This is a genomic window from Xanthomonas sp. NCPPB 3582 (assembly GCF_041475735.2).
Classification (GTDB): domain Bacteria; phylum Pseudomonadota; class Gammaproteobacteria; order Xanthomonadales; family Xanthomonadaceae; genus Xanthomonas; species Xanthomonas codiaei.
Window position 1 is genome coordinate 2,881,375 of record NZ_CM192968.1, and the last position, 22,388, is coordinate 2,903,762.

19 protein-coding genes are annotated in these 22,388 nt (G+C 67.4%); 2 read left to right on the top strand and 17 right to left on the bottom strand.

The annotated features are described in order from the left end of the window. Nucleotides 1-298: 298 nt before the first annotated feature. The 11 genes from ACCQ05_RS12165 to hisS all read right to left on the bottom strand — a co-directional run bounded on the left by ACCQ05_RS12165 (nucleotide 299) and on the right by hisS (nucleotide 12,267). Entirely contained in the window at nucleotides 299-1,885 is a 1,587-nt protein-coding gene (locus ACCQ05_RS12165) for a calcineurin-like phosphoesterase C-terminal domain-containing protein (RefSeq protein WP_372390477.1), read from the bottom strand. 390 nt (nucleotides 1,886-2,275) lie between these two features. Further along, on the bottom strand, nucleotides 2,276-2,896 hold the full coding sequence (gene hisIE / locus ACCQ05_RS12170; RefSeq protein ID WP_372390480.1) for a bifunctional phosphoribosyl-AMP cyclohydrolase/phosphoribosyl-ATP diphosphatase HisIE: 621 nt from the start codon (nucleotides 2,894-2,896) through the stop codon (nucleotides 2,276-2,278). Then, nucleotides 2,886-3,662, bottom strand: coding sequence for an imidazole glycerol phosphate synthase subunit HisF (gene hisF / locus ACCQ05_RS12175; protein ID WP_372390483.1), 777 nt, complete (start codon nucleotides 3,660-3,662; stop codon nucleotides 2,886-2,888). Before hisF ends, hisIE begins: the two co-directional genes overlap by 11 nt. Continuing rightward, entirely contained in the window at nucleotides 3,656-4,390 is a 735-nt protein-coding gene (gene hisA / locus ACCQ05_RS12180; protein ID WP_372390485.1) for a 1-(5-phosphoribosyl)-5-[(5-phosphoribosylamino)methylideneamino]imidazole-4-carboxamide isomerase, read from the bottom strand. Before hisA ends, hisF begins: the two co-directional genes overlap by 7 nt. Further along, nucleotides 4,387-4,989, bottom strand: coding sequence for an imidazole glycerol phosphate synthase subunit HisH (hisH, locus tag ACCQ05_RS12185; protein ID WP_372390488.1), 603 nt, complete (start codon nucleotides 4,987-4,989; stop codon nucleotides 4,387-4,389). The genes hisA and hisH overlap by 4 nt, the downstream gene beginning before the upstream one ends. Continuing rightward, on the bottom strand, nucleotides 4,986-6,113 hold the full coding sequence (gene hisB / locus ACCQ05_RS12190) for a bifunctional histidinol-phosphatase/imidazoleglycerol-phosphate dehydratase HisB (RefSeq protein WP_372390491.1): 1,128 nt from the start codon (nucleotides 6,111-6,113) through the stop codon (nucleotides 4,986-4,988). The genes hisH and hisB overlap by 4 nt, the downstream gene beginning before the upstream one ends. Then, entirely contained in the window at nucleotides 6,110-7,201 is a 1,092-nt protein-coding gene (gene hisC / locus ACCQ05_RS12195; RefSeq protein WP_372390493.1) for a histidinol-phosphate transaminase, read from the bottom strand. Before hisC ends, hisB begins: the two co-directional genes overlap by 4 nt. Next, on the bottom strand, nucleotides 7,198-8,493 hold the full coding sequence (hisD, locus tag ACCQ05_RS12200; RefSeq protein ID WP_372390496.1) for a histidinol dehydrogenase: 1,296 nt from the start codon (nucleotides 8,491-8,493) through the stop codon (nucleotides 7,198-7,200). Before hisD ends, hisC begins: the two co-directional genes overlap by 4 nt. Then, on the bottom strand, nucleotides 8,490-9,404 hold the full coding sequence (hisG, locus tag ACCQ05_RS12205) for an ATP phosphoribosyltransferase (protein WP_104540935.1): 915 nt from the start codon (nucleotides 9,402-9,404) through the stop codon (nucleotides 8,490-8,492). The genes hisD and hisG overlap by 4 nt, the downstream gene beginning before the upstream one ends. A gap of 9 nt (nucleotides 9,405-9,413) precedes the next feature. Next, nucleotides 9,414-9,740, bottom strand: a complete 327-nt coding sequence (locus ACCQ05_RS12210; protein WP_372390499.1) for a YerC/YecD family TrpR-related protein — start codon at nucleotides 9,738-9,740, stop codon at nucleotides 9,414-9,416. Between the two features lie 1,111 nt (nucleotides 9,741-10,851). Further along, the gene (hisS, locus tag ACCQ05_RS12215; protein ID WP_104540937.1) at nucleotides 10,852-12,267 is read right to left on the bottom strand and encodes a histidine--tRNA ligase; all 1,416 of its coding nucleotides are present in this window, start codon (nucleotides 12,265-12,267) and stop codon (nucleotides 10,852-10,854) included. Between the two features lie 247 nt (nucleotides 12,268-12,514). Between hisS and ACCQ05_RS12220 the strand changes: the two genes are divergently transcribed. Further along, on the top strand, nucleotides 12,515-13,138 hold the full coding sequence (locus ACCQ05_RS12220; RefSeq protein WP_372394065.1) for a helix-turn-helix domain-containing protein: 624 nt from the start codon (nucleotides 12,515-12,517) through the stop codon (nucleotides 13,136-13,138). A gap of 240 nt (nucleotides 13,139-13,378) precedes the next feature. Here the strand turns inward: ACCQ05_RS12220 and ACCQ05_RS12225 are convergent, their stop codons facing one another. Together ACCQ05_RS12225 and thrC are read right to left on the bottom strand one after the other, a co-directional pair. Further along, nucleotides 13,379-14,119, bottom strand: coding sequence for a murein L,D-transpeptidase catalytic domain family protein (locus tag ACCQ05_RS12225; RefSeq protein ID WP_372390502.1), 741 nt, complete (start codon nucleotides 14,117-14,119; stop codon nucleotides 13,379-13,381). A 102-nt stretch (nucleotides 14,120-14,221) separates the two neighbouring features. Continuing rightward, nucleotides 14,222-15,526 carry a threonine synthase gene (thrC, locus tag ACCQ05_RS12230; RefSeq protein ID WP_372390505.1) on the bottom strand — a complete coding sequence of 435 codons (1,305 nt, stop codon included), beginning with the start codon at nucleotides 15,524-15,526 and terminating at the stop codon, nucleotides 14,222-14,224. 158 nt (nucleotides 15,527-15,684) lie between these two features. On the opposite strand from thrC, the gene ACCQ05_RS12235 reads away from it, so the two are divergent. Then, nucleotides 15,685-15,999 carry an EthD family reductase gene (locus ACCQ05_RS12235; protein WP_372390507.1) on the top strand — a complete coding sequence of 105 codons (315 nt, stop codon included), beginning with the start codon at nucleotides 15,685-15,687 and terminating at the stop codon, nucleotides 15,997-15,999. A gap of 62 nt (nucleotides 16,000-16,061) precedes the next feature. Here ACCQ05_RS12235 and ACCQ05_RS12240 read toward each other — a convergent pair whose 3' ends face one another. From ACCQ05_RS12240 to ACCQ05_RS12255, 4 genes are all read right to left on the bottom strand, one after another. Further along, the gene (locus tag ACCQ05_RS12240) at nucleotides 16,062-17,027 is read right to left on the bottom strand and encodes a homoserine kinase (RefSeq protein ID WP_372394067.1); all 966 of its coding nucleotides are present in this window, start codon (nucleotides 17,025-17,027) and stop codon (nucleotides 16,062-16,064) included. A gap of 26 nt (nucleotides 17,028-17,053) precedes the next feature. After that, nucleotides 17,054-19,561: a bifunctional aspartate kinase/homoserine dehydrogenase I gene (gene thrA / locus ACCQ05_RS12245; protein WP_372390509.1), complete on the bottom strand. Its 2,508-nt coding sequence runs from the start codon at nucleotides 19,559-19,561 to the stop codon at nucleotides 17,054-17,056. A 561-nt stretch (nucleotides 19,562-20,122) separates the two neighbouring features. Beyond that, a complete protein-coding gene (locus ACCQ05_RS12250; protein ID WP_372390511.1) occupies nucleotides 20,123-20,623 on the bottom strand; it encodes a TspO/MBR family protein in 501 nt (166 codons plus the stop codon). Nucleotides 20,624-20,991: 368 nt separating this feature from the next. After that, complete coding sequence (locus ACCQ05_RS12255; RefSeq protein ID WP_228963254.1) at nucleotides 20,992-22,272, bottom strand: bifunctional alpha/beta hydrolase/OsmC family protein; 1,281 nt, start codon at nucleotides 22,270-22,272, stop codon at nucleotides 20,992-20,994. Between the last annotated feature and the right edge of the window lie 116 nt (nucleotides 22,273-22,388).

The following is a 22,388-nucleotide window of genomic DNA, read 5'->3' on the forward strand; positions in this document are numbered from 1 at the left end:
CGTCAGCGCGTGCGCGGCCTCGCTACACTCGCCCAGCCAGCCAGCCAGCGCCACGCCAGCCAGCACCGATCCTGCCAGCGCGCCATCGCCTGCCAGCCCGGATCCTCAAAACGCCTCCTTCGTGGAGGCGTTTGTGTTTCGGGCATCACGCGATGCTGTCCGCTCCGTTCAGAGCAGGCACAAGGACTGCCCAGCCGCCAGGCAGCGCGGCCGGTGCGCCGAATCGGCATGGACCACCCGGACAGCGCGGCCTCCATACCCGTGGCGACGACTGCTCGCTACCTTCCATTCGCCACGCTCAAGGTTCGGCGCGCTGCAGGCGATACACCGTGCGTGCGCTGTACTCGCCAGTTGGCAGCCGCGCACGCACCTCCACGGTGTGCTCCCCCAGCTCCAGCGTGGTTGGCAGTGCGCCGCGCCACAGGTGGGTGGAAGGCGTGGCCTCGGGCGAGCGGTCGTAGCCGCGCAGCGCCTCGGCGACATCGTCGCGCGCATTCTCGGCCAACACGCGCGGATCGGCGCGCTCCTGCCGCTTCATCGGCTGCCAGGGGCCATCGTCGATCCGCATGTCCACCGGAGTATCGTCCTGGCCCATGAACACATTGGCGTAGATGCCCCATGCCGCATATGCGCCCTGCCGCAACACCTTGGGCGCATGCAACAGCAGCTGCGCATCGTCGGGAGCACGCGCCGCGTGATAGGCCAGCGTGTAGTCGCCACCGGGAGCGACCTTCAGCACCGCGTAGCCATTTGGCGTGCCGTCGCTCATGGTCGCATCGGGAATGCCATCGGCATCCTTCACGCCCGACCAGAACGCACCGCAGGCAGCGCCCACGTTGTACTCGCGCAACGCACGCACGCCCGTCCACCCTTCATCGGCGCCATGCAGCACCTGCCGCTGCGTGTGGCTGTGCCCGCTCAGCACCAGCACGTGCGGAAACTCCTTGAGCAGCGCGAACAGGCGTCGGCGATCGGCATGCCGGAAGGTCTCCTGCCCCGGCGCCGCATCGAACAGCGGAATGTGCATGCCCAGCACGACCAACCGCGCGCGCGGCAGCTGCGCCAGATAGGCTTGCAGGAATGCGAATTGATCCTCGCGCAGGCCGCCGACATACGCCGGCTTGGCACCTGGCGTGTAGATCACATCGTCCAGGAACACGAAGCTGGCGTTGGCCTCTTCCACCGCGTAGGTGTCCGGGCCGTAGACCGCGCGCCAGCTGTCCAGCGAATGCAGATCGTCGCCGGCATCGAAGTTGAGGTCGTGGTTGCCCGGCACATGGAACCAGGGCACGCCAAGCTGCGCGGTAACGCGGTTCAAGGCCGGATACAGGCTCAGATCGTCGCTGACGATATCGCCCAAGGTGGTTCCCAGCCGGGCCTGCACCTTGCCCACGATGGGCGCGACGATATCGCGACGGTAATAGTCCACATCGGCCAAGGTCGCAGTCTGGCTGTCGGCGAAGACCAGCATCTCAAAGCCGCCGTTCTGCGCGGCGGCGCGCGGGCTCAGCGCGAAATTCCAGTTGCGCGTGCTACTGCCGGTAGCGGCGATGCCGTTGTACTTGCGCCTGGGCGAGCCCTTGGGCGCGTAGTGGCGCCAGAACCCGGGCAGGCCGTCGGACTTGGCAACGAAGCTGCGGTCGCCCGGCTTGATCACGAACACCGTCTGCCCCTCGCGCACCGGCAGCCGGTAGTGTCCCTGCGCGTCGGTGCGCACCAGTTGCTGCCCGTTGGAGACGGTCACATCGGCAAGACCGGGCTCATCACCGCCACGCCCCGGTATACCGTCGCGCTCTTCGAAGACCACGCCTTCGACAACGACATCGCGCGCATGCGCGGTGCCTGCGAGCAGTCCAAGGAACAGGAGGGCAAGACGAAGCGGCATGGAGAGTCCAAGCGGTGACCAGCCGCGATTGTAGCCGGGCTGGGTTGGGTTACCGCAGGACTGGTCACGCCGTCGCCACCCGTGGCGCGCATGCGTATCAGAAGCAGGTGCGCAGGAGCAGGCGCGAGCGCGCCACAACTGCGCCGAAGCCCCCTTGCGAACGAACCCGCCCGAGCGGCGAAGCAGTTCGGGACCGCTTTGCGTAGGAGCGCGCCCGAGCGCGACGAGGCTTTATCGACAAAGCCCGTGGCGCCTGGGCGCGCTCCTGCAGGGTGCGATGCCCGCCAATCGTTGTTCGAGTCACCACGGCCAGGTAGCGCAACGAGGCCTCATCGACAAAGCCCGCTGCGCCTGGGCGCGCATCCTATGCATGCGATACCTGCACGACGATTATCGATGGCGCGATTCCAGCAGCGCCACCGCATCGCCCAGGCCAAGCCCGCGGGCGCGCAGCAGAACGATCAGGTGGTACAGCAGGTCGGCCGACTCGCCCAGCAATTCGGCATCGCCCTGCACCACGCCGGCCAGTGCGGTTTCCACGCCTTCCTCGCCCACTTTCTGCGCGATGCGGCGAATGCCTTGCTCGAACAGTGTGGTGGTGTAACTGCCTTGCGGGCGCTCTCGCTCGCGCGTGGCGATCAACGCATCCAGGCTGCCAAGAAATTGCGCGGGAGCACCCGGAAAACAGCTGGCCCGGCCCAGATGGCAGGTGGGACCGTGCGGGCGCGCCAGCACCAGCAGCGTGTCGGCATCGCAATCTGCCTCGATGGAAACCACGCGCAGCACGTTGCCCGAGCTCTCGCCCTTGGTCCACAGACGCTGCTTGCTGCGGCTGAAGAAGGTGACTTCGCCGCGCTGCTGCGTGACCGCCAGGGCTTCGGCATTCATATAGCCCAGCATCAACACGCGCAGGTTGTCGGCGTCCTGCACCACCACCGGCAGCAAGCCATCGCCCTTGCCCCAATCCAGCCCGTCCAGCGCGCCGGCGGTCGCCGCCTTATCACTGTCCATCACGTACCTCGATCTGTTGCGCGCGCAGAAACTGCTTGAGTTGCGGAATCGGAATCGCGCCGCTATGGAACACGCTGGCGGCCAGGGCGCCATCCACGTCGGCCTGGTCGAAGACATCGGCAAAGTGCTGCATCTGCCCGGCGCCGCCGGACGCGATCAACGGCACCCGGCACAGCGCACGCACCTGACGCAGCTGCGCGATGTCGTAACCGCGGCGTACACCATCATTGTCCATGCAGTTGAGCACGATCTCGCCGGCACCCAGGCGCTGCGCTTCGGCCACCCAGTCCAGCGTGCGCATCGGCAGCGCCTGGGTCTTGCTGGGGTCGCCGGTGTAGCGGCGCACGCGCCACTGCCCATCCGCCTCGCGGATCGAATCGATGCCGACGACCACGCACTGCACGCCGAAGGCATCGGCCAGTTCGGAGATCAGTTGCGGGCGGCCCAGCGCCGGCGAATTGATGGAGATCTTGTCGGCACCGGCATGTAGCACCGCACGCGCGGTTTCCACATCGCCAATGCCGCCGGCTACGCAGAACGGGATATCGATCAGCCGCGCCACCCGCTCCACCCAGGTGTAGTCGACCGAGCGCCCTTCCGGGCTGGCGCCGATGTCGTAGAACACCAGCTCATCGGCACCCTGCGCACGGTAGCGCAGCGCCAGTTCGACGATGTCGCCCATGTCGATGTGGTCGCGAAACTTGACGCCCTTGACCACGCGCCCATCGCGCACGTCCAGGCACGGAATGATGCGCCGGCTCAACATGCCAATGCCTCGTCCAGATCCAGGTGACCTTCCAGCAAGGCCTTGCCCAGCACGATGCCGGCGCAGCCGGACGCCTTGGCCGCTGCCACGTCGGCGAGATTGCGCGCCCCGCCGGAGACCTGTACCTGCAGCTGCGGCGCCAGCGCCCGCAGATGCGCATACAACGCCATGTTCGGCCCGGACAGCATGCCGTCGCGCGCGATGTCGGTGCACAGCAGGTGCTGCAGGCCGGCCTGCGCGTAACGCACCGCCAGTTGATCCAGGGTGGCCTCGGCCGCCTCGGTCCAGCCATGCACCGGCAACTGCCACACACCGGCGGCATCCTGGCGGGTGTCCAGCGCAATGGTCAGCCGCTCGGCACCGAATTCCTGCAACCAGCCGATCACGGTCTCGGCCTCGCGCACCGCCAATGAGCCGATCACCACGCGCGCCGCACCTGCGTCGAGGATGCGCGCCACATCCTCGCGCGAACGCACGCCGCCGCCGGTCTGCACCTGCAGGCCGGTCTGCCGCGCGATCTCGCCCAGCAGCGACGCCAGGGTATAGCCGCCGGCCTTGGCCGCATCCAGATCGACCAGATGCATCCATTGCGCGCCGGCATCGGCGAAGGCCTGCGCGCGCGGCAGCACATCCTCGCCGTAGCGGGTTTCGCGCGCGTAATCGCCTTGCAGCAGGCGCACCACGCGGCCATCACGGATATCCAGCGCGGGGTAGACAGTGAAACTCATGGGAAACTCATCTCGAGAAAGTTGCGCAGGATGCGTGCGCCGGTGTCTGCCGAACGCTCGGGGTGGAACTGGGCGCCGCAACGCAGGCCCTGCTGCACCACGGCAGTGAACAGGCCGCCGTGGTCGCACGCGGCCACGGTATCGGCGGTCACCGGCGCCGCATAGCCATGTACGAAATACGCACTGGCGCGTTCCGGCAGGCCGGCCAGCAGCGCGGACTCGCGCAGCGGCAGCAGCTGATTCCAGCCCATGTGCGGCACGCGGATGCCCAAGGCCGGCGTCATGTGGCGCACGATACCGGGCAGCAGCCCAAGGCAGTCGACATCGCCCTCTTCGGAATGCTCGAACAGCAGCTGCATCCCCAGGCAGATGCCGATCAGCGGCACCTGCAGCTGCTGCAATGGCTCGACCAGTCCTTGCGCATGCAGGCGCGACATCGCTTCCGGCGCCGCACCGACGCCCGGCAGGATCACCCGCTGCGCACCCTGCAACCCCGCTGCATCGCGCACCAGCCGTGCTTCCACGCCCAGCCGCTCCAGCGCATAACGCACCGAGCCCAGGTTGGCGCCACCGGCATCGATCAGCGCAACATCGGTCATAGCGCGCCCTTGGTGGACGGCAAGGCGGTGCCTTCGCGGCGGATCGCCTGGCGCAGCGCACGCGCCAGCGCCTTGAAGCAGGCTTCCACCTTGTGGTGGTCGTTGTCGCCACGCACGGTCAGGTGCAGGTTCAATCCGGACGCATCGCAGATCGAACGGAAGAAATGCGGCACCAGTTCGGTCGGCATGTTGCCCACCCGCTCGCGCTTGAACTCGCCATCGAACACGAAGTACGGCCGGCCGCTGAAATCCAGCGCGGCGCTGGCGATGGTCTCGTCCATCGGCAAGGTAAAGCCATGCTGCGCGCCTTCGCCTGCGGCCAGCCACGGGCTCTCCGGCGGATCGAAGCCATAGCGACCGATGCCGCGCTTGCTGCCCAGCGCCTCGCGCAGCGCCTGACCCAGCGCCAGCCCGGTGTCTTCGATGGTGTGGTGCTCGTCGATGTGCAGATCACCGTCGGCACGGATGTCCAGCGCAAAGCCGCCGTGCTTGCCGATCTGCTCCAGCATGTGATCGAAGAACGGCAGGCCGGTGGCGGTCTGCGGCTCGGCCACGCGGTCCAGGTCCAGCTCGACGCGAATCCGCGTCTCCTTGGTATCGCGCTGGACCACCGCGCGCCGCGGCGCGTCGGCCAGTTCGTGCGCGATGGACGGCCAGTCCCACTCGCCACCGAATTCGGCGGTGCGTAGCTGGAAGCCGCGGATATTGAGGTTCTGCGCGAACTGGATGTCGGTGACGCGGTCGCCCACCATCGCCGAGCGCGCCCAGTCGATGCTGCGGTCCTGCAGGTACGGCAGCATCAGGCCGACGCCCGGCTTGCGCGTGGGCGCATTGTCGGCCGGCCAGCTGCAGTCGATCAGCACCTCGCGGAACTCGATGCCCTGGCTGGCGAAGATCTGCAGCATCAGGTTGTTGGGGCCATCGAATGACGCACGCGGATAGCTTTCGCTGCCCAGCCCATCCTGATTGGTGACGATGACGAACTGGTAACCGGCATCGCGCAGCTTGAGCATCGCCGGGATGACGTTGTCGACGAAGCGCAGCTTTTCATACGCATCGATCTGGTAATCGGCCGGCTCGGCGATCAGCGTGCCATCGCGGTCGACGAAGAGAATCGGGGTCATGCTGCAGCCTCCTGCTTGCGCCGCAGCGCACCGAGCACGCGCTCGTTCTGTTCCACCGTGCCCAGGGTGATGCGCAACGCATCGGACAGGCGCGGCACCGCGCGTTGGTCGCGCACCACCACACCGGCCTCCAGCAGGGCCTGGAACGCGGCTTCTGCGTCGTCGAAGCGCACCAGCAGGAAATTGCCCTGCGATGCATAGACCCGGCGCACGCCAGGCAGTTGCGCCAGGACCAGACGGACGCGCTCGCGCTCGCTGCGCACCTCGGCAATGCGCCGGCGGGTGACCTCCAGTGCCGGCGCGGACAGCGCCTGCACTGCCATCGCCGCGCACGGCGTGGGCACCGGGTACGGCGCCTGGCAGCGGCGCAGCAAGGCGATCAATTCGGCATTGGCGATCAGGCTGCCGATGCGCGCGGCCGCCAGCGCGTGGGCCTTGGACAAGGTGCGCAGCACGGCCAGGTTGTCGTAGCGCTCCAGCAGGCCGACCGCCGATGGCACATCGGAAAACTCGCCATAGGCTTCATCGACCACTACCAGCGCCTTGCCTTGCAGCGCCTGCAAGGCGATTTCAACATCCTGCAGCGCGATCGCCGAGCCGGCGGGGTTGGATGGCGAGCACAGGAACACCAGCTTGGCCTTCGTCGCCAGCGCCGCTTCCACGATGGCCGGAATATCGGCATGGAAACCATCGCTGCCATCGACCAGTGGCACCTCGACCAGGGGTGCATTCTGCAGCCGCGCGCACACCGCATACATGCCGAACACCGGCGGAGTGACCACCACCGCATCGCGCTCGGGCACGCACAGGCCGCGCACCAGCAGATCGATCGCCTCGTCGCTGCCGCGGCCGATCAACAGCTGTTCCGGCGCACAGCCATACAGCGCCGCCAAGGCATCGCGCAGCCCGCCGGGTTGCGGGTCGGGATAGCGGCGCGTGCTGCCCTGCGGGTCGGCAGGATTGCCCCAGGCCGATTCGTTGGCGTTGAGCCAGACATCGCCCTGCACGGCGGTGGTGCGTGCGGACGAGTAGCCGGCAAACGTGCGCAGATCCTCGCGCACCAGTTCCAGGATCGAAGACGCGCTCATGCGGCTACTCCCATGCGTACTGCCACGGCATTGGCATGCGCATCCAGGCCTTCGGCACGGGCCAGGATCAACGCACACTCACCGATGCCGTCGATACCGGCCTTGCTGGCGGCCTGCACGCTGAGCATGTTCTGGAAGCTGGCCACGCTCACCCCGCTGTAAGCCCGCGCCGCGCCGCTGGTCGGCAGCACGTGGTTGGTGCCGCTGCAATAGTCACCCAGCGCCTCAGGCGTGTAATCGCCCAGAAACACCGAGCCGGCCGCCTCGACCTGGGCCAGCCACGCACGCGGCTCGCGCAGCGCAAGAATCAGATGTTCCGGTGCGTAACGGTTACTGATGGCAAAGGCCTCGTCCAGCGACTGCACCTGGATCAGCCGCGACTGCGCCAGCGCCTGGCGCGCGATATCGGCGCGCGAAAGCTGCGCCAACTGCGTGTCCAGTTCCACCTGCACCGCTGCGATCAGCGTATCGCTATCGGAGAGCAGCAGCACCTGCGAGTCCGGGCCGTGTTCGGCCTGCGACAGCAGGTCGGCGGCTACGAAGGCCGGTTGCGCACCGGCGTCGGCAATCACCAGCACCTCCGACGGACCGGCCGGCATATCGATCGCCGCCGCACCCGACTGCGCCACCTGCTGCTTGGCCTCGGTGACATAGCTATTGCCCGGCCCGAACAACTTGTCGCAGCTCGGCACCGACTCGGTGCCATAGGCCATCGCCGCGATTGCCTGCGCACCACCCAGCTTGAACACCCGGCGCACGCCGGTGAGCTGCGCGGCCACCAGCACCGCCGGATCCACGCTGCCATCCCTGCGCGGCGGCGTGCACAGCACGACCTCGCGGCAGCCGGCCAGGCGCGCGGGAACGCCGAGCATCAACGCAGTCGACGGCAACGGCGCGCTCCCGGCCGGTACATACAGGCCCACCCGGCCGATCGGCCGCACGATCTTTTCGCAGACCACGCCCGGCGCGGTTTCCACCGCATAACCTTCGCTCATGCCGGCGCGGTGGAAGCTGTCGATGCGCGCCACCGCGTCCTGCATGGCCTGACGCAGTTCCGGTGCAACTGCCGCTTCGGCGGCAGCAAACTCGGCTTCGCCGACGATAAAGCTTTCCAGCGATACGCCGTCGAAGCGCGCGGTGATCTCGCGCAATGCGGCATCGCCGCGGGCGCGCACATCGGCAATCAGTGCAGCCACCGCATCGCGCGTCTGCGTGGCCACGGTCTGCACCGGGCGAGTCAGCGCAGCGGTGCGCGCAGCGCTGTCGAGTTGTGACCAATCGAGAATCTTCATGCCAGCGAGCGCTCCACCGTCAACACCATCAAGCCTTGCGCACCTGCGCGTTCGAGTTCTTCCAGACGTTGCCAGGTCACCGCGCCATGGCACATGGTCTGCAGGCGCAGCGCGCCGTTGCCGTCGTCGGGCAGTTGCACCAGCGGTTCGGCATCGGGCAGCAGGCGCCGCAGCGCATCCACATGGGTCTGCTCGGCGCGGAACATCAGCAGCTTGCTGTCGCGCAGCTTGAGCACGCCGTCCATGCGCCGCAGCAGCATCGCCAGCAGTGCGGCGCGCGCGTCGGCCGGTTCGCGTACCGCGCCGGCCAGCACGGCTTCGCTCTCCATCACCAGCTCCACCGGCTTGAGCTGGTTAGCGGCCAGCGTAGCGCCGCTGGAGACCAGGTCGCAGATCAGATCGGCGGTGCCCAGGCGCGGGGCGATTTCCACGGAACCGGATAGTTCCACCACCGTCGCGTCGATGCCCTGCCGTTCCAGCCAGTCGGCCAGGATCGCCGGGTAGCTGGTGGCGATGCGCTTGCCCGCCAGCTGCGCCACGCCCTGCCAGTCCCATTCTTCCGGCACGGCCAGCATCAGCCGGCACTGGCCGAAACCGACCCCGCGCACGGCATGATATGCGGCCGGCAAGCCAGCGCGACGACGCGCCGACGCCTGCTCGTCCAGCTCGTTCTGGCCCACGATTCCCAAGTCGCAAACGCCATCGGCGATCAGGCCGGGAATGTCGTCGTCGCGCACCAGCAGCAAGTCCACCGGCAGCGATTCGCCGTAGCAGAACAGTTTGTCGCGGCTCTGCCGCCAGCTCAGCCCGCAGGCGGCCAGCAGGCTGCGCGCCGGCTCGGCCAGGCGGCCGTTTTTCTGGATGGCAATACGCAACCGGTCACGTGCCGGCGCTGCCGTGGAAGCACTCATGGTGTTCTCTCAGTGGGATTCGACGGGGCGCGACGACTGCCCGCGCAGGGCCTCGGCGTAGCCGCCGGCGCCATGGTCCAGGGTGCGCGCAACGCGCCCGATGGTGGTGACGCTGACTTGGGTCAGCTCGTGGATCTCGCGATACGGCACGCCCTTGATCAGCAAGGGCACCACCCGCCAGCGGTCGGCCATGGCCTCCAGCTCGGCGGGCGTGCACAGGTCGCGCAGGAATGCTTCGACCGCGCCGGGCGAGCGCAGGCAGGCCAGGGCCTCGGACAGCATCTGCAGCGAAGCGGCAACATCGGTGGATTCGCGGGGCGCGGGACGTTGTTTCATTGCGTTAATGTAATAGCGTGTTAGTACATTAACGCAAGGCGCCGCGATTGTCACCATTGCGCGTGGTATTGGAATCGCTTGCTGGGGCAGCCCTCATCCGGCGCTGCGCGCCACCTTCTCCCGCCAGCGGGAGAAGAAAGCAAAGCATGGCGCCTCAAGGCTTCTCGCAGCCGAAATACTGCTGCCCTTCCCCCGCCCGCGGGGGAAGGAAGCAAAGCACGGTGCCTCAAGGCGTCTCGCAGCCGAAATACTGCTGCCCTTCCCCCGCCTGCGGGGGAAGGTGCCCGAAGGGCGGATGGGGGCCAGACCTTGTGCGACACGACCCACCGTTCCAAAACGGATTACTCGCCCGCTACTGGCACATCCAGCACGAGGAGATGTCTTGTGAAACGCTGCGCCTCACCTCCCCGCTGAGCTGCAGGCGGCTCCAAAGCCCCTCATCCGGCGCTGCGCGCCACCTTCTCCCGCCAGCGGGAGAAGGAAGCAAAGCACGGCGCCCCCAAGGGCTATCAGACCCGACACGCTACCGACCTTCCCCCGCCCGCGGGGGAAGGTGCCCGAAGGGCGGATGCGGGCGAGACCTTTGCAGCACGACCCACCGTTCCAAAACGGATTGCTCACCCGCTACTGGCACGTCCAGCACGAGGAGATGTCTTGTGAAGCGCTGCGCCTCATCTCCCCGCTGAGCTGCATGCGGCTCCAAAGTCCCTCATCCGGCGCTGCGCGCCACCTTCTCCCGCCAGCGGGAGAAGGTCGCGAAGCACGGCGCCCCCAAAGGGCTCTCGGACCCGACACGCCACCGCCCTTCCCCCGCCCGCGGGGGAAGGTGCCCGAAGGGCGGATGGGGGCGCGGCCCGTGCAGACCGGCCCATCACTTCAATGCCGGGGACATGCACCGCCAATCGCAGAACCAACACAACCCAGCATTGGTCCAGGCACGCTCGCTTCGGCGTCGTCACAAAGAACAACAAGGCCCGTAGCAGAAGACGCTCACGTTAACGCCCAGCTGCGATGCGTCACTGCTCTTGCACAGCCAAGCAAGCCACCGATCCCGCACGGTAGACAACAGCCGCGACCCGGCAATCGAAAAACCAGCAACGGCCACGCTGCCTTACGGCATCACCTTGGCCTGCTCCAGTTCCACCTGCAGCGTGCTCGCCAGCTCGTCGCGGGCCACCTCGAACTGCTGTTCGCGCACCAGGTCCTTTACCGCCACCACGCCACGCGCCAACTCGTCGTCGCCGGCCAGCACCACGAAGCGGATGCCGGCACGCGCGGCGTACTGGAACTGCTTGCCGATCTTCTTCGGCTCCATCTGCACTTCGGTGTTGATGCCACCGATACGCAGGCGGCGCGCGATATCCAGCGCATCGTCCAGGCGCGTTTCGTCCATCAGCGCCACCATCGCCTGCACGCTGCTTTCGGCGATGCCCTGGATCAGGCCGGCCTCGCGCAGCTGCCAGAACAGCCGCGTCAGGCCGATCGAAATGCCCACACCCGGCAATTTCGATTTGGTGTAGTGGCTGGCCAGGCTCTCGTAACGGCCACCCGAGCAGATCGAGCCGATCTGCGGGTGGTCGGTGAGCGTGGTTTCGTAGACGGTGCCGGTGTAGTAGTCCAGCCCGCGCGCGATCGAGAAATTCAGGCAGTACGCCGTTTCCGGCACGCCCAGCGCCTTGACCAGCTCCAGCACTTTGCGCAAGTCGTCCGCGCCAGCATGCAAATCGTCATTGCCACCGCTGCGCGACTGCACCTCGTTGACCACCCAATCGATCTTTTCCAACGCATCGGCGTGAGAAACCGAACGGATTTTGGCGAAATCCAGGATGCGCTGCACGGCGTCCTCGGCCAGGCCGAAGTCCGGCCCCACCAAGGTGGCACGCACGTCCTCGGCGCTGCGCTTGTCGAGCTTGTCGACCTCGCGCAGCACCAGGGCCTGTTGCTCGGCATCGACCACACCCTGCGCATGGAAGAACCCACGCAGCAGCTTGCGGTTGTTCAGCTGTACCTTGAAGTCGCCGATACCCAGCTCGGCGAACACCGCGTGGATCACCGCCAGCACTTCGGCGTCGTAGCGGATGCTCAGCGCGTCCTTGCCGATCACGTCGATGTCGCACTGGTAGAACTCGCGGAAGCGCCCGCGCTGCGCACGCTCGCCGCGATACACGCGCTGCATCTGGTAGCGGCGGAACGGGAAGCTCAACTCATGCTCGTGCTCGGCCACGTAACGCGCCAGCGGCACGGTCAGGTCGAAGCGCAGCGCCAGCTCTGGCAGGCCAGCGCCCTCGTCGGCCGCCGCAGCGGCATTGGCCAGCGCACCGGTGGACTGCACGAAATACACCTGGCGCTCGGTCTCGCCGCCGGATTTGGTCAGCAGCACATCGGACAGCTCGAACACCGGGGTTTCGACCGGCAGGAACCCGAACCGCTCGTAGTTGCGGCGGATGACGTCCAGCATGCGCTGGAACGCGATCTGCTCGCGTGGCAGCAATTCCATGATGCCGGGCGGCGTACGGGGCTTGATCACGAGCGAAACTCCTGCAGGACGACGGGGCGAGCCGGCAATTCTACCGGCTGGGCGGCCGTGCTGACCGCATGGCGTATCATGCACGCGCGTTCCTGGCAGTGCGTAACCCATGTACCGGCAGCTTTCAGACCCCAGCGTGACCTGCCCTGCGCCCAGCGCGACAGCCGGCACCGACGCGCGCAATTCCGATTGCGCACTGTGCGCGGTCCGCGGGCGGGCGATCTGCGCCGCGCTGTCGCCGCTGGAAATGGACGCGCTCGACCAGGCCACCAGCGCCTCGGTGCATGCGCCCGGCAGCACCCTGGTGCGGGCCGGCGAGCCGCGCCACCACGTCTATACCGTCACCTCCGGCGCCTTGCGTCTGGTGCGTACGCTGGCCGACGGCCGCCGCCAGATCACCGGTTTCGTGCTGCCTGGCGACTACGTGGGACTGACCGAGACCCCGCAGCACCGGCACGATATCGAAGCCATCGTCCAAACCCGCGTGTGCCGCACGCCGATGGCGCAGATGCGCCAGTTGCGCGAGCGCTACCCGCACCTGGAACGCAAGCTGCTGCAGCGTGCCAGCATGGAGCTGGCCGCCGCCCAGGACACCGGCCTGCTGCTGGCACGATTGCAGCCGGGCGAGCGGCTGGCGCATTTCCTGCTGCGGCTGGCCGCGCGCTCCACCCAACCCGGCACCGCTGGCGACACCGTGGCGCTGCCGATGAGCCGCAGCGACATCGCCGACCATCTCGGCCTGACCGTGGAAACAGTGAGCCGCACCTTCACCAAGCTCAGGCAGCAGCAGCTGATCGCGCTGCCGCAGCTGCATCTGGTACAGATCCTCGACTACGCCGCGTTGCGCAGCCTTGCCGGCGAGACCGCCTGACCGCCGATTCGGTCACCCCTCGCGGTCCCGCACCCGAAGCCGCTGGCGCAGCAAAGGCGACGGGCGACAACCGTGCGCGACGATCCGGCCGTTGCACCGAACCGGGCATCCGAGCGCGCGGTCTGGACCGTGGCCGCCGCCAGTCGACCCATCTGCTGGTCGCGATGAGAGGCTGCCGATGCGTCGCGCACACGATCGCAGAGGCCACGACACCGGCATCCACGGACGGCGCCAACCGCCTCAGCGCCCCCCGGCCGACGCCACCGCCGCGCCGCAGCCGCCATGCAATAGCTGCGATTGCCGCAGCCATGTGCGATCCGGGTAGTAGGCGAACACGAACGCACCGTCGCGCAAGGTGTCGATCAGTTGCCTGGCCACGGCCGGGCGCACCGCCGGGCAGCCCAGGCTGCGCCCCAGCCGGCCCTGGCTGCGGATGATGGCCTCGCTCACATAGGGCGCACCATGGATGACGATGGCGCGGTCGCGCGCATGGTCGTTGAAGCCCGGCTCCAGGCCCTCGAGCCGCAGCGAATAGCCGTTCTGCCCGGTGTAGGACTCCTGCGCGGTGAAGGCGCCCAGGCTGGACTGGAAACTGCCATCGGTGTTGGAAAACGTCGCGGCCAGGTTTTCGCCGGTATTGCGCCCATGCGCCACCCATTCCTTGAACAGCAACCGCTGCTGCGCCAGATCGAACACCCATAGCCGCCGCTCGGTGGACGGCCGGCTGTAGTCGATCACGCTGAGCACGCGCTCGTCGTGCACCTGCCGCCGCTGCCGCGCGCATTGCAAGGCCTCGGTCGCCAGCGCCAGCACCTTGCGATCCAGCGCCGGGGCCTGGCGCGCCAGCGCGTCGATCAATCCCGCACGCGGCGCGCCCAGCGGCGACACCGGGGACGCGGTCATGGCATCGGCCGCCAGGGCCGCTCCGGCCGTTGCCCACCCGCACAGGGCGGCGGCAACGGCGATCACTCGATAAGACATGCAGCAACCCGCATCGAACGCGGCGCCACGCCGGGGCCGCACCGGTCTAGAAATAGCCGCATGCGCGTCACTTTCCAACCCCGGGCGGCTGAACGCGTTCGGTCAGGCGGCGTCGGCAAGCAGTCGCTGCCGCAGCGCGGCGTACTCCGGCGCCAGGGCCTCGGCGTGCGCAGGGCGCTGCAGCAGCGCCGCCAATGCGGGCGGAACGCCCACCGGCGCGCCGATCAGCGGCTCCACCACCCCTTCGAACTTGGCCGGGTGCGCGGTGGCGGCTACCGCCCAGTCGCCGGTCACGCCTTCCGGCCCTTCTGCGCGCAGCTGTTCCAGCACATGCACCGCGGTGGCAGTGTGCGGGCAATGCACCTCGCCATAGCGCGCATGGCGCTGCCCGATGGTGTGGCTGATCGCCGCATCGTCCACCGACAAGGCGCGGAAGGCCTCGCGCAGCGCCGCATCGTCGCCCTGGTACAACCAACGCAGACGTTCGAAGTTGCTCGGCGCACCGACGTCCATCGCATTGGCGAGTGTCGCCACGCTGGGCTGCGGTGCGTAGTCGTCGCCGGCAAAATAGTCCGGCAGCACGTGGTTGGCGTTGGAGGCCAGCGCGATGCTGCCCAGCGGCACGCCCAGCGCACGCGCCAGGATCGCCGCCAGCCCGTTGCCCAGATTGCCGGTGGGCACCACCAGGTTCAGCGCGCTGCCGGATGCGGCGTGATGCTGCAGGGCTGCGTGCGCGTAATAGCTCATCTGCGGCAGCAGCCGGCCCAGGCTGATGCTGTTGGCCGAACTCAGCGGCACCTGCGCCTGCAACGACGCATCGTTCAGGGCCTGCTTGACCATCGCCTGGCAGTCGTCGAACGAACCGGCCACGCGCAGGGCCTGGATGTTGTCGCCGAAGCAGCCCAACTGATGCGCCTGCCGTGGCGAGACGCGCCCATCCGGATACAGCACCACCACACGCAGCCCAGGCTGGCGATGGAAGGCCGCCGCCACCGCCGCACCGGTGTCGCCGGAGGTGGCGACCAGGATGGTGAGCGGACGGTCTTCGGCCCGGCGCAGGCGGGTCAGGCAGGCCGCGAGAAAACGCGCCCCGAAATCCTTGAACGCAGCGGTGGGGCCATGAAACAGCTCCAGCGCGTAGTCGCCCGGCGTGGCCAGCGGCACCAGCGGTGCCGGAAAATCGAAGGCTTCCGCGCAGATGGCCGGCAACTCGGCGGCCAACGCATCGCCGGCAAAAAACGGCTGCAATAACAAGGTGGCGGTGGCGGCCAGGTCGGCGCCAGCGGCCAGGGTGCGCGCCGGTGGCAGCGTCTGCGGCACGTACAACCCGCCATCGGGCGCCAGTCCGGCGGCGATGGCCTGGCTCAGGCTTGCGGCGGGCGCGCCGCCACGGGTGGAAATGAACATCAGCAACGCTCCAGACAAGAAGAGGACCGGGCATGGCCCGGCAAGGCAATCGGTATTTGGGTGCGAGGCGCGATGGCCTTAGACACACGTGTCGCTGCGGTCACTCGCGCCGAACGTGGCAGCGCTATGCTGCGCGCACCGTTCCGTGGAGCCGGCAGATGATCAAGGTCAGCGTGATGTATCCCTACCGCGAAGGCGCCCGTTTCGACCACGGCTATTACCGCGACCGGCACATGCCGCTGGTCAGCGCCCGCATGGGTGCGGCCTGCCTGCGCTACACCGTGGACAGGGGCCTCAGCGGCAGCGAGGCTGGCAGCAGCCCGCCTTTCATCGGGATGTGCCACATCTTTTGCGACTCGGTGGAGGCCTTCAATGCGGGTTTCGGACCGCATGCGCAGGAGATTCTTGCCGACGTGGCCAATTACACCGATCTGACGCCGGTCATGCAGATCAGCGAGGTGGTGGTGGAGTAAAGCGTACGCGGTGTGCCGTCGGTTTGCGGCACGCGGCGCACGCGCTGGATGTGGATGCCGCGTCATCCGATCAACCGCGCTGCCGGGCTTGCGATGGGCGACACCCAACACTGGCTGTCGAATCCTGCGGCGGCAAACCCGGCCTGCACCGCCGGCGCCGCTGCCTGCGCCGCATCGCGCGTTTCAAACCATGCGAACACGCTGGGGCCGGCACCGGAAATGCTTGCGCCCAGGGCGCCATGATCGAGCGCGGCCTGCCTGGCATCGGCAAAGCCACCGATCAGCGGCGCACGCCGTGGTTCGACCAGCACATCGCGCAGGCCCGCACGCACCAACTCGGCATCGCCGGCGTGGCAACCGGCCAGCACCAGCGCAAGGTTGGTGCTCTGTGCAACGAACTCGCGTAGTTGATACGTGCCTGCCAATGCCTCGCGCGCGCGCCGGGTTTCCAGCACCGCCTCCGGGTGCACCAGCAGGCTGTGCCACGCGGCCGGCACCGCGATCGGCACCAGCCGCTCCAGCGTGCATAGCACCAGGCCGCCCAGGAACAGCGGCCCCAGATTGTCGCCGTGCCGGCTGCCGCTGGCCACCGCTTCGCCATCGAGCGCGTGCTGGTAGAGCTGGGCGGTGCTGAGCGGGGTTTCCAGCAGCGCATTGGCGGCCACCAGCGCAGCCACGCACGAGGCAGCAGAGCCGCCCATGCCCGAGCTCAGCGCGATGCCCTTGTCGATCTCCACCTCGAAGCCGTAAGGCAATTGCCCTGCCGCGCGCAACGACATCAATGCCGCACCCGCGGTATTGCGCTCGGCATCCAGCGGCAGCGCAACGGTGGTGCCGCGGATGGCGGCGATGCGTACCAGCGGTTCGTCGATGCGACGTACGGTGACGGTGTCGCCGACGCCTTCGACCGGATAGCCGAGCAGATCGAAGCCCACGGCCACGTTGGCCACCGAGGCCGGCGCGAAGGCGCGCGTTTGCTGCAGCACTCCCGAGGAACCCAAGCGCCCCGCCTCGCCGGTTTGGAACAACGGTGGCTGGCTGACAGCGGATTGACTCACAACCGCGCCCCCTCGCCCGCCGCTACCCGCAACAGATCGGCGAACACGCCGGCGGCAGTCACTTCGGGCCCGGCACCCGGGCCCTGCACCACCAGCGGGTTTTCGCAATAGCGGCGCGTGGTGAACTGCACCACGTTGTCGGTGAGGCGCAGATTGGCGAAGGCGTGATCGGCCGGAAGTTCCACCAGGCCCACGCTGGGCGCGCGGTCCGGCGGCAGCTGCGCCACGTAGCGCAACACGTTGCCGCGTGCACGCGCATCGCTCAGGCGCTGCGCGAACACCGCATCCACTTCGGGCAGCCGCGCCAGGAAGTCGTCTACGCTGGCCTGGCGCAAGGCTTCCGGCACCAGGCTTTCCACCTGCACGTCTTCCAGGCTGATGGCGCGGCCGGCTTCTCGGGCCAGGATCACCAGCTTGCGTGCAACGTCCACGCCGGACAGATCGTCGCGCGGGTCCGGCTCGGTATAGCCCATGCCGCGCGCCTGCGTCACCAACTCGGCGAACGGCACGCTACCATCGTATTTGTTGAACAGCCACGCCAACGTGCCGGAGAAGATGCCTTCGATCGAGGTCACCGCATCGCCGGTATCGACCAGGTCGCGCAGTGTGGTGATCACCGGCAGGCCTGCACCCACCGTGGCTTCATAGCGGAAGCGCGCGCCGCTGGCGTCGGCCGCGGCGCGAATCGCCTCGAAGCGCTCCAACGGGCCGGAACCGGCCTGTTTGTTCGGCGTCACAACATGGATGCCTGCGGCCAGCCAGCCGGCATAGCGGTCGGCCACTTCGGCACTGCCGCTGCAATCGATGATCACCGTATGCGGCAGATGCGCCGACAGCAGATGGGTGGTGAACCGTTCCAGATCGGTCGGCGTGGCGGCGGCGGCGAACGCATCGCGCCAGTCGCCCACCAAGCCGCGCTCATCCAGCAGCATGCGACCGCGCGAGACCACCGCGCGCAGGCGCAGGTCCAGATTGGCCTTGCCCAGCAATTGCGGCTGCGCAATGCGCAACTGGTCCAGCAGCGCAGCGCCTACATTGCCCGGGCCGATCACGCCCACCGAGAAGGTCTGCGGCGACAACCAGAAGCCGGCATGCGCCGCGCGCAAGGCCTTGGTCGCATGCGCCGCATCGATCGCCACCGAGATATTGCGCTCGGACGAGCCCTGCGCAATGGCCAGGATATTGACCTGCGCGCGCCCCAGCGCTTCAAACAGACGCGCCGCCACACCGGGCTGGCCGGCCATGCCATCGCCCACCGCCGCCAGCACGCTGATGCCGGTGGTCAACTGCACGCGCTGCACCTGGCCCACGGTGAGCTCATGCGCGAAGGCCTGCAGCAAGGCATTGCGGGCACGCTCGGACTCATGTTGCTTGACCACGCAACAGATCGAATGCTCCGACGACCCCTGCGAGATCATCACCACCGACACCTGCGCCGTGCGCAGCGCTGCGAACACGCGCTCGGCCGTGCCCGGCACGCCGATCAGGCCGGTGCCTTCCAGATTGAGCACGGCCAGATCCGGGCTCAGGGTCAGGCCCTTGATCGGCCCGCTCACCGCGCTGCTGGAGGTGATGCGCGTGCCCGGATGCTCGGGCTGGAAGGTGTTGCGGATGATGATCGGCAACCCGCGCTCGATCGCCGGCGACATCGTCTGCGGGTGCACCACCTTGGCGCCGAAGTACGCCAGCTCGCAGGCCTCGTCGTAGCTCAATGTTTCCAGCTGCACCGCCTCGGGCACCACGCGCGGGTCGGCCGACAGCACGCCATCCACATCGGTCCAGATATGCAGCTCGTCGGCATTGAACAGCGCCGCGAAGATCGCACCGGAATAATCGCTGCCGTTGCGCCCCAGCGTGGTGATGCGATCGGCGCGGTCGCGCGCCACAAAACCGGTCACCACCACGCGCGTCTGTGGATGCGCCTGGCGCCAGCTGGCCAGCCGCTGCGCGCTCACCTCCCAGTCCACATCCACGCCCAGCTCGCCGCGGTTGACCACCAGCACATCGCGTGCGTCCAGCACCGCGCAGTCTTCGCCGATGGCGCGGAAGTGATCGCCCAGCAATTGCGCCGAATACACCTCGCCCAGGCCCTGCACGCGGTCGAGCACCTCGCGCGGCAATTCGCCGATCACCGCCAATGCACCGAGGATCTGCGACAGATGTTCGAAACGTTCGTCCAGCCATTCCACCGTCGGACCCGAGTGCTCACCGAGCAACGCCACCGCCGCACCGCGATGGCGCGCACGGGTTTCGTGCCAGCGCTCGCGCCATTCGGGGCGATCCTGCGCCGCAAGTTCGGCCAGCGCGATCAGCGCGTCGGTCACCCCCTTCATTGCCGAGACCACGGTGACCTGCACCGTCTCGTCGCGTGCGAGCAGCAGCTGCGCCACATGCCGATAGCGTTCGGCATCGGCCACCGAGGTGCCGCCGAATTTGTGCACCACGGTGCGCAGGGAGGGCGCCGCGACGGCGGCAGGGTCGAGCGAAACAGCAGGCGATGACATCGACAGACCTCGTTATGGAGGCCCCGTCCGCATCAGGTGAGAGGGAAGCCCCCGCATCCTGATCCGGGTGCGGGGCCGTTGTTTTCGGAAGTTACGCGAAGACGACGGACCGCACCGGGCGAATGGTGACGGTGGTAATGGTGGTGGTAATACCGGCCACGCCCGTCCCTGCCCACAACAGCGGCTGGCAGAGAAGCGAAACGGTGGCGCAGGCGTTACCCATGCCTGCAAAAGACATCAGCGGGCCGAGGCCTGTCAAGCGTTGCGTGAATGGGCGGGCGCACGCGTACGACACCGGCAATAGAAAACCTTGCCGCTCAGGGATTTAGCCGCCACGCTCGCAAGTAATTGATTGCCATGGAAACTTTTATGGCGAGCGTCGGCTGCTGTCGTGCGCAGGTTTCGCACACTGGCCCGTGCTGCGGCGGGACTCGATTGACGGTTTTGCTCGCAAGCGCCATGCAACCCCAACCGCAGCGGTTACTTCGGCTGGGGCGACCGATAGTCGTCGTGAACTGCGCGCTTGGAGAGGGATCAAGCCATCTATTGAGTTACGCCAGATCAGCCGAGCACCTGAGGATTGAGTTGCCAGACCGAAAAGTTGAGCGCGGCCGCGAAGCTCACCCATACCAGGTAAGGCACCAGCAACCACGCCGCCAGCGCATGCCGTTTCGCGAACGCACCGATGGTGGCCGCCAGCACCAGCCACAGCGCCATGATGTCCGCGAACGCCCACGCCCCCAGATGCCACGCAAAGAACAACCAGCTCCACAGCCCGTTGAGCGCCAGTTGGGCGACGAACAGAATCAGCGCCGCGCGCGCGCCAGTCCATCCTCCGCGTCGCCATACCAGCCACACCGACACCGCCATCATCCCGTACAACACCGTCCACACCGGCCCGAACAGCCACCCCGGTGGTGCCCACGCTGGGCGCACCAGCTCCGCGTAGAAACTGGCGGCCTGGAGGGAGGCCATGGCGCCCAGGCCGGCCACGGCATAGCACAGCGCCAACCAGCCCAGCAGGCCAACCCATCGTGCTTTTTTGGAAATCGTGTGGTGCATGGTGCGTCCGATCGCTTTCGATGGCGGCCACGTTGCCAGGACGCTCGTGCAGACGGCGCGCAGGCCGATCGTCGGCCCAATCCGTGGACGGTGCGCGTGCCAGGTACCGGGGCGCATACCTGTACCGACTGCGCGATCGACTCCGTTGCTCCCCGGCCTCTCTCGACAGGTGCAGCACCGGAGTCATTCGACGGTTGGCTGGCGAGCACACGCCCGCCAGCTCCTGTGGCCGCCGCAGCGCCGGCACCCTGCCTGGGCGCGAAGTGATCGTGGGATGGGCGGAGTGCTCACATCCTGCGCGGAGGCCTGGCGCACCCCGTTGATCAACCCGGGATATCCACCGCATCCGCCCGCTACTGCGCGTTGCCCTACCCTTCGGCCTGTGCATCGACGGCATGGTCTACCACGCTCGCCGAGGCATCGACGCCGCGATCGACCCGCGGCGCGGATCTGCCGTTCCGCTCAAGATGGGTGGACACCTCCGCCCCTCGGGTAAGCGTCAGATCCACCGGGCATCGATCGGCGATCGCCAGCAACTTGCTTCGTTGTTCGTCGTCCAGCGGACCTTCCAGGGTGATCGCCCTCGTAAACAGGTCAGCCGGCGTCTGATCGGCGTGCCGGCTGTGGGTGACACGCGCACTCGCCCGCACCAGCGGAAAACCCTTTTGCCGAGCGTACATCCGCATGGTCATCACCGTGCAGGCGGCCAAGCCCGCCGAGACGAGGTCATAGGGCGACAGGCCGCTGGCCATTCCGCCAAGCGACTCTGGCTCGTCGGCCAGAAAACGATGCTTACCGCTGGACATTGCCAGCTGGAACGCCCCGCCGCCGGTCTCTTCGGCCAATACGCCCGCACCCTCGACTATATCCTGCCTGTCTGCGGTCAGCGGCGGCAAATAGCGTGCAGCCCACGCAGCGATCACGGAAGCCGCGTATTCGGCGTCAGCGCGCCGGGTGAGCAGATGATCGGCATCATCGAGAGACACGAAGCTCTTGGGATGGCGGGCCGCAAGAAATATCTCGGTTGCGTTGCCGATATCTACCACCGTATCGCCAGGCGCATGCATCACCAGCAGCGGCTTGCGCATCCGGCCAATGCGCTCCTGCAGATTCTGCTGCCGCGCATCGTCGATGAAGGACTTGCCAATCTTGAACGGGCGGCCGGCGAGTAGCAGCTCTGCCTCACCACAGCGTTCGATACGTTCCAGCGAGGCCGGATCGATCTGTCGCAGCACATGTTTTACCTGCGAAGGCGCACCCACGGTCGCCAGCGCACGTACCGAAGGCATGTCCGCAGCAGCACTCAAGGCAGCGGCCCCGCCCAGGCTGTGGCCGATAAGCAGTGTCGGCGCATTGCCTGCCTCCGCCATGGCATGCCCGGCGGCGATCAGATCGCCGACATCCGCGGCGAAGGTGGACGCAGAGAACTCCCCGCCGCTCCCCCCGAGGCCGGCAAAATCGAACCGAAGGACACCGATACCGCTCAGTACCAGCGCCTTGGAAATACGCGTTGCCGCAAGGCTATCTTTCCCGCACGTAAAACAATGGGCGAATATCGCCCATCCCCGCGGCGCAGCCTGCGGATGTTCGATACGGCCAGACAATGGAGTACCGCGCGCGCCTACAAAATCAAAGCGTTGACCTGACATTGCCATCCTTCAAAGACATCGGATTAGACGATGATATGTGCATACGAATTGCGTTATGTCTTACGGAGAATATCGCAGGACCGTGGTATCTCAAGGAGCTGTCGGCGAAGAATTTC

Coding starts and splice junctions, on each gene's coding strand:
- ACCQ05_RS12235 (WP_372390507.1), top strand. CDS start 15,685: ATGATCAAGGTCAGCGTGATGTATCCCTACCGCGAAGGCGCCCGTTTC.
- ACCQ05_RS12210 (WP_372390499.1), bottom strand. CDS start 9,740: ATGAAACAACGTCCCGCGCCCCGCGAATCCACCGATGTTGCCGCTTCG.
- thrA (WP_372390509.1), bottom strand. CDS start 19,561: ATGTCATCGCCTGCTGTTTCGCTCGACCCTGCCGCCGTCGCGGCGCCC.
- hisB (WP_372390491.1), bottom strand. CDS start 6,113: ATGACCCCGATTCTCTTCGTCGACCGCGATGGCACGCTGATCGCCGAG.
- hisC (WP_372390493.1), bottom strand. CDS start 7,201: ATGAGCGCGTCTTCGATCCTGGAACTGGTGCGCGAGGATCTGCGCACG.
- hisG (WP_104540935.1), bottom strand. CDS start 9,404: ATGAGTGCTTCCACGGCAGCGCCGGCACGTGACCGGTTGCGTATTGCC.
- thrC (WP_372390505.1), bottom strand. CDS start 15,526: ATGTTCATTTCCACCCGTGGCGGCGCGCCCGCCGCAAGCCTGAGCCAG.
- hisD (WP_372390496.1), bottom strand. CDS start 8,493: ATGAAGATTCTCGATTGGTCACAACTCGACAGCGCTGCGCGCACCGCT.
- hisH (WP_372390488.1), bottom strand. CDS start 4,989: ATGACCGATGTTGCGCTGATCGATGCCGGTGGCGCCAACCTGGGCTCG.
- ACCQ05_RS12255 (WP_228963254.1), bottom strand. CDS start 22,272: ATGTCAGGTCAACGCTTTGATTTTGTAGGCGCGCGCGGTACTCCATTG.
- hisF (WP_372390483.1), bottom strand. CDS start 3,662: ATGTTGAGCCGGCGCATCATTCCGTGCCTGGACGTGCGCGATGGGCGC.
- ACCQ05_RS12225 (WP_372390502.1), bottom strand. CDS start 14,119: ATGTCTTATCGAGTGATCGCCGTTGCCGCCGCCCTGTGCGGGTGGGCA.
- ACCQ05_RS12250 (WP_372390511.1), bottom strand. CDS start 20,623: ATGCACCACACGATTTCCAAAAAAGCACGATGGGTTGGCCTGCTGGGC.
- ACCQ05_RS12165 (WP_372390477.1), bottom strand. CDS start 1,885: ATGCCGCTTCGTCTTGCCCTCCTGTTCCTTGGACTGCTCGCAGGCACC.
- hisA (WP_372390485.1), bottom strand. CDS start 4,390: ATGAGTTTCACTGTCTACCCCGCGCTGGATATCCGTGATGGCCGCGTG.
- hisIE (WP_372390480.1), bottom strand. CDS start 2,896: ATGGACAGTGATAAGGCGGCGACCGCCGGCGCGCTGGACGGGCTGGAT.
- ACCQ05_RS12220 (WP_372394065.1), top strand. CDS start 12,515: ATGGACGCGCTCGACCAGGCCACCAGCGCCTCGGTGCATGCGCCCGGC.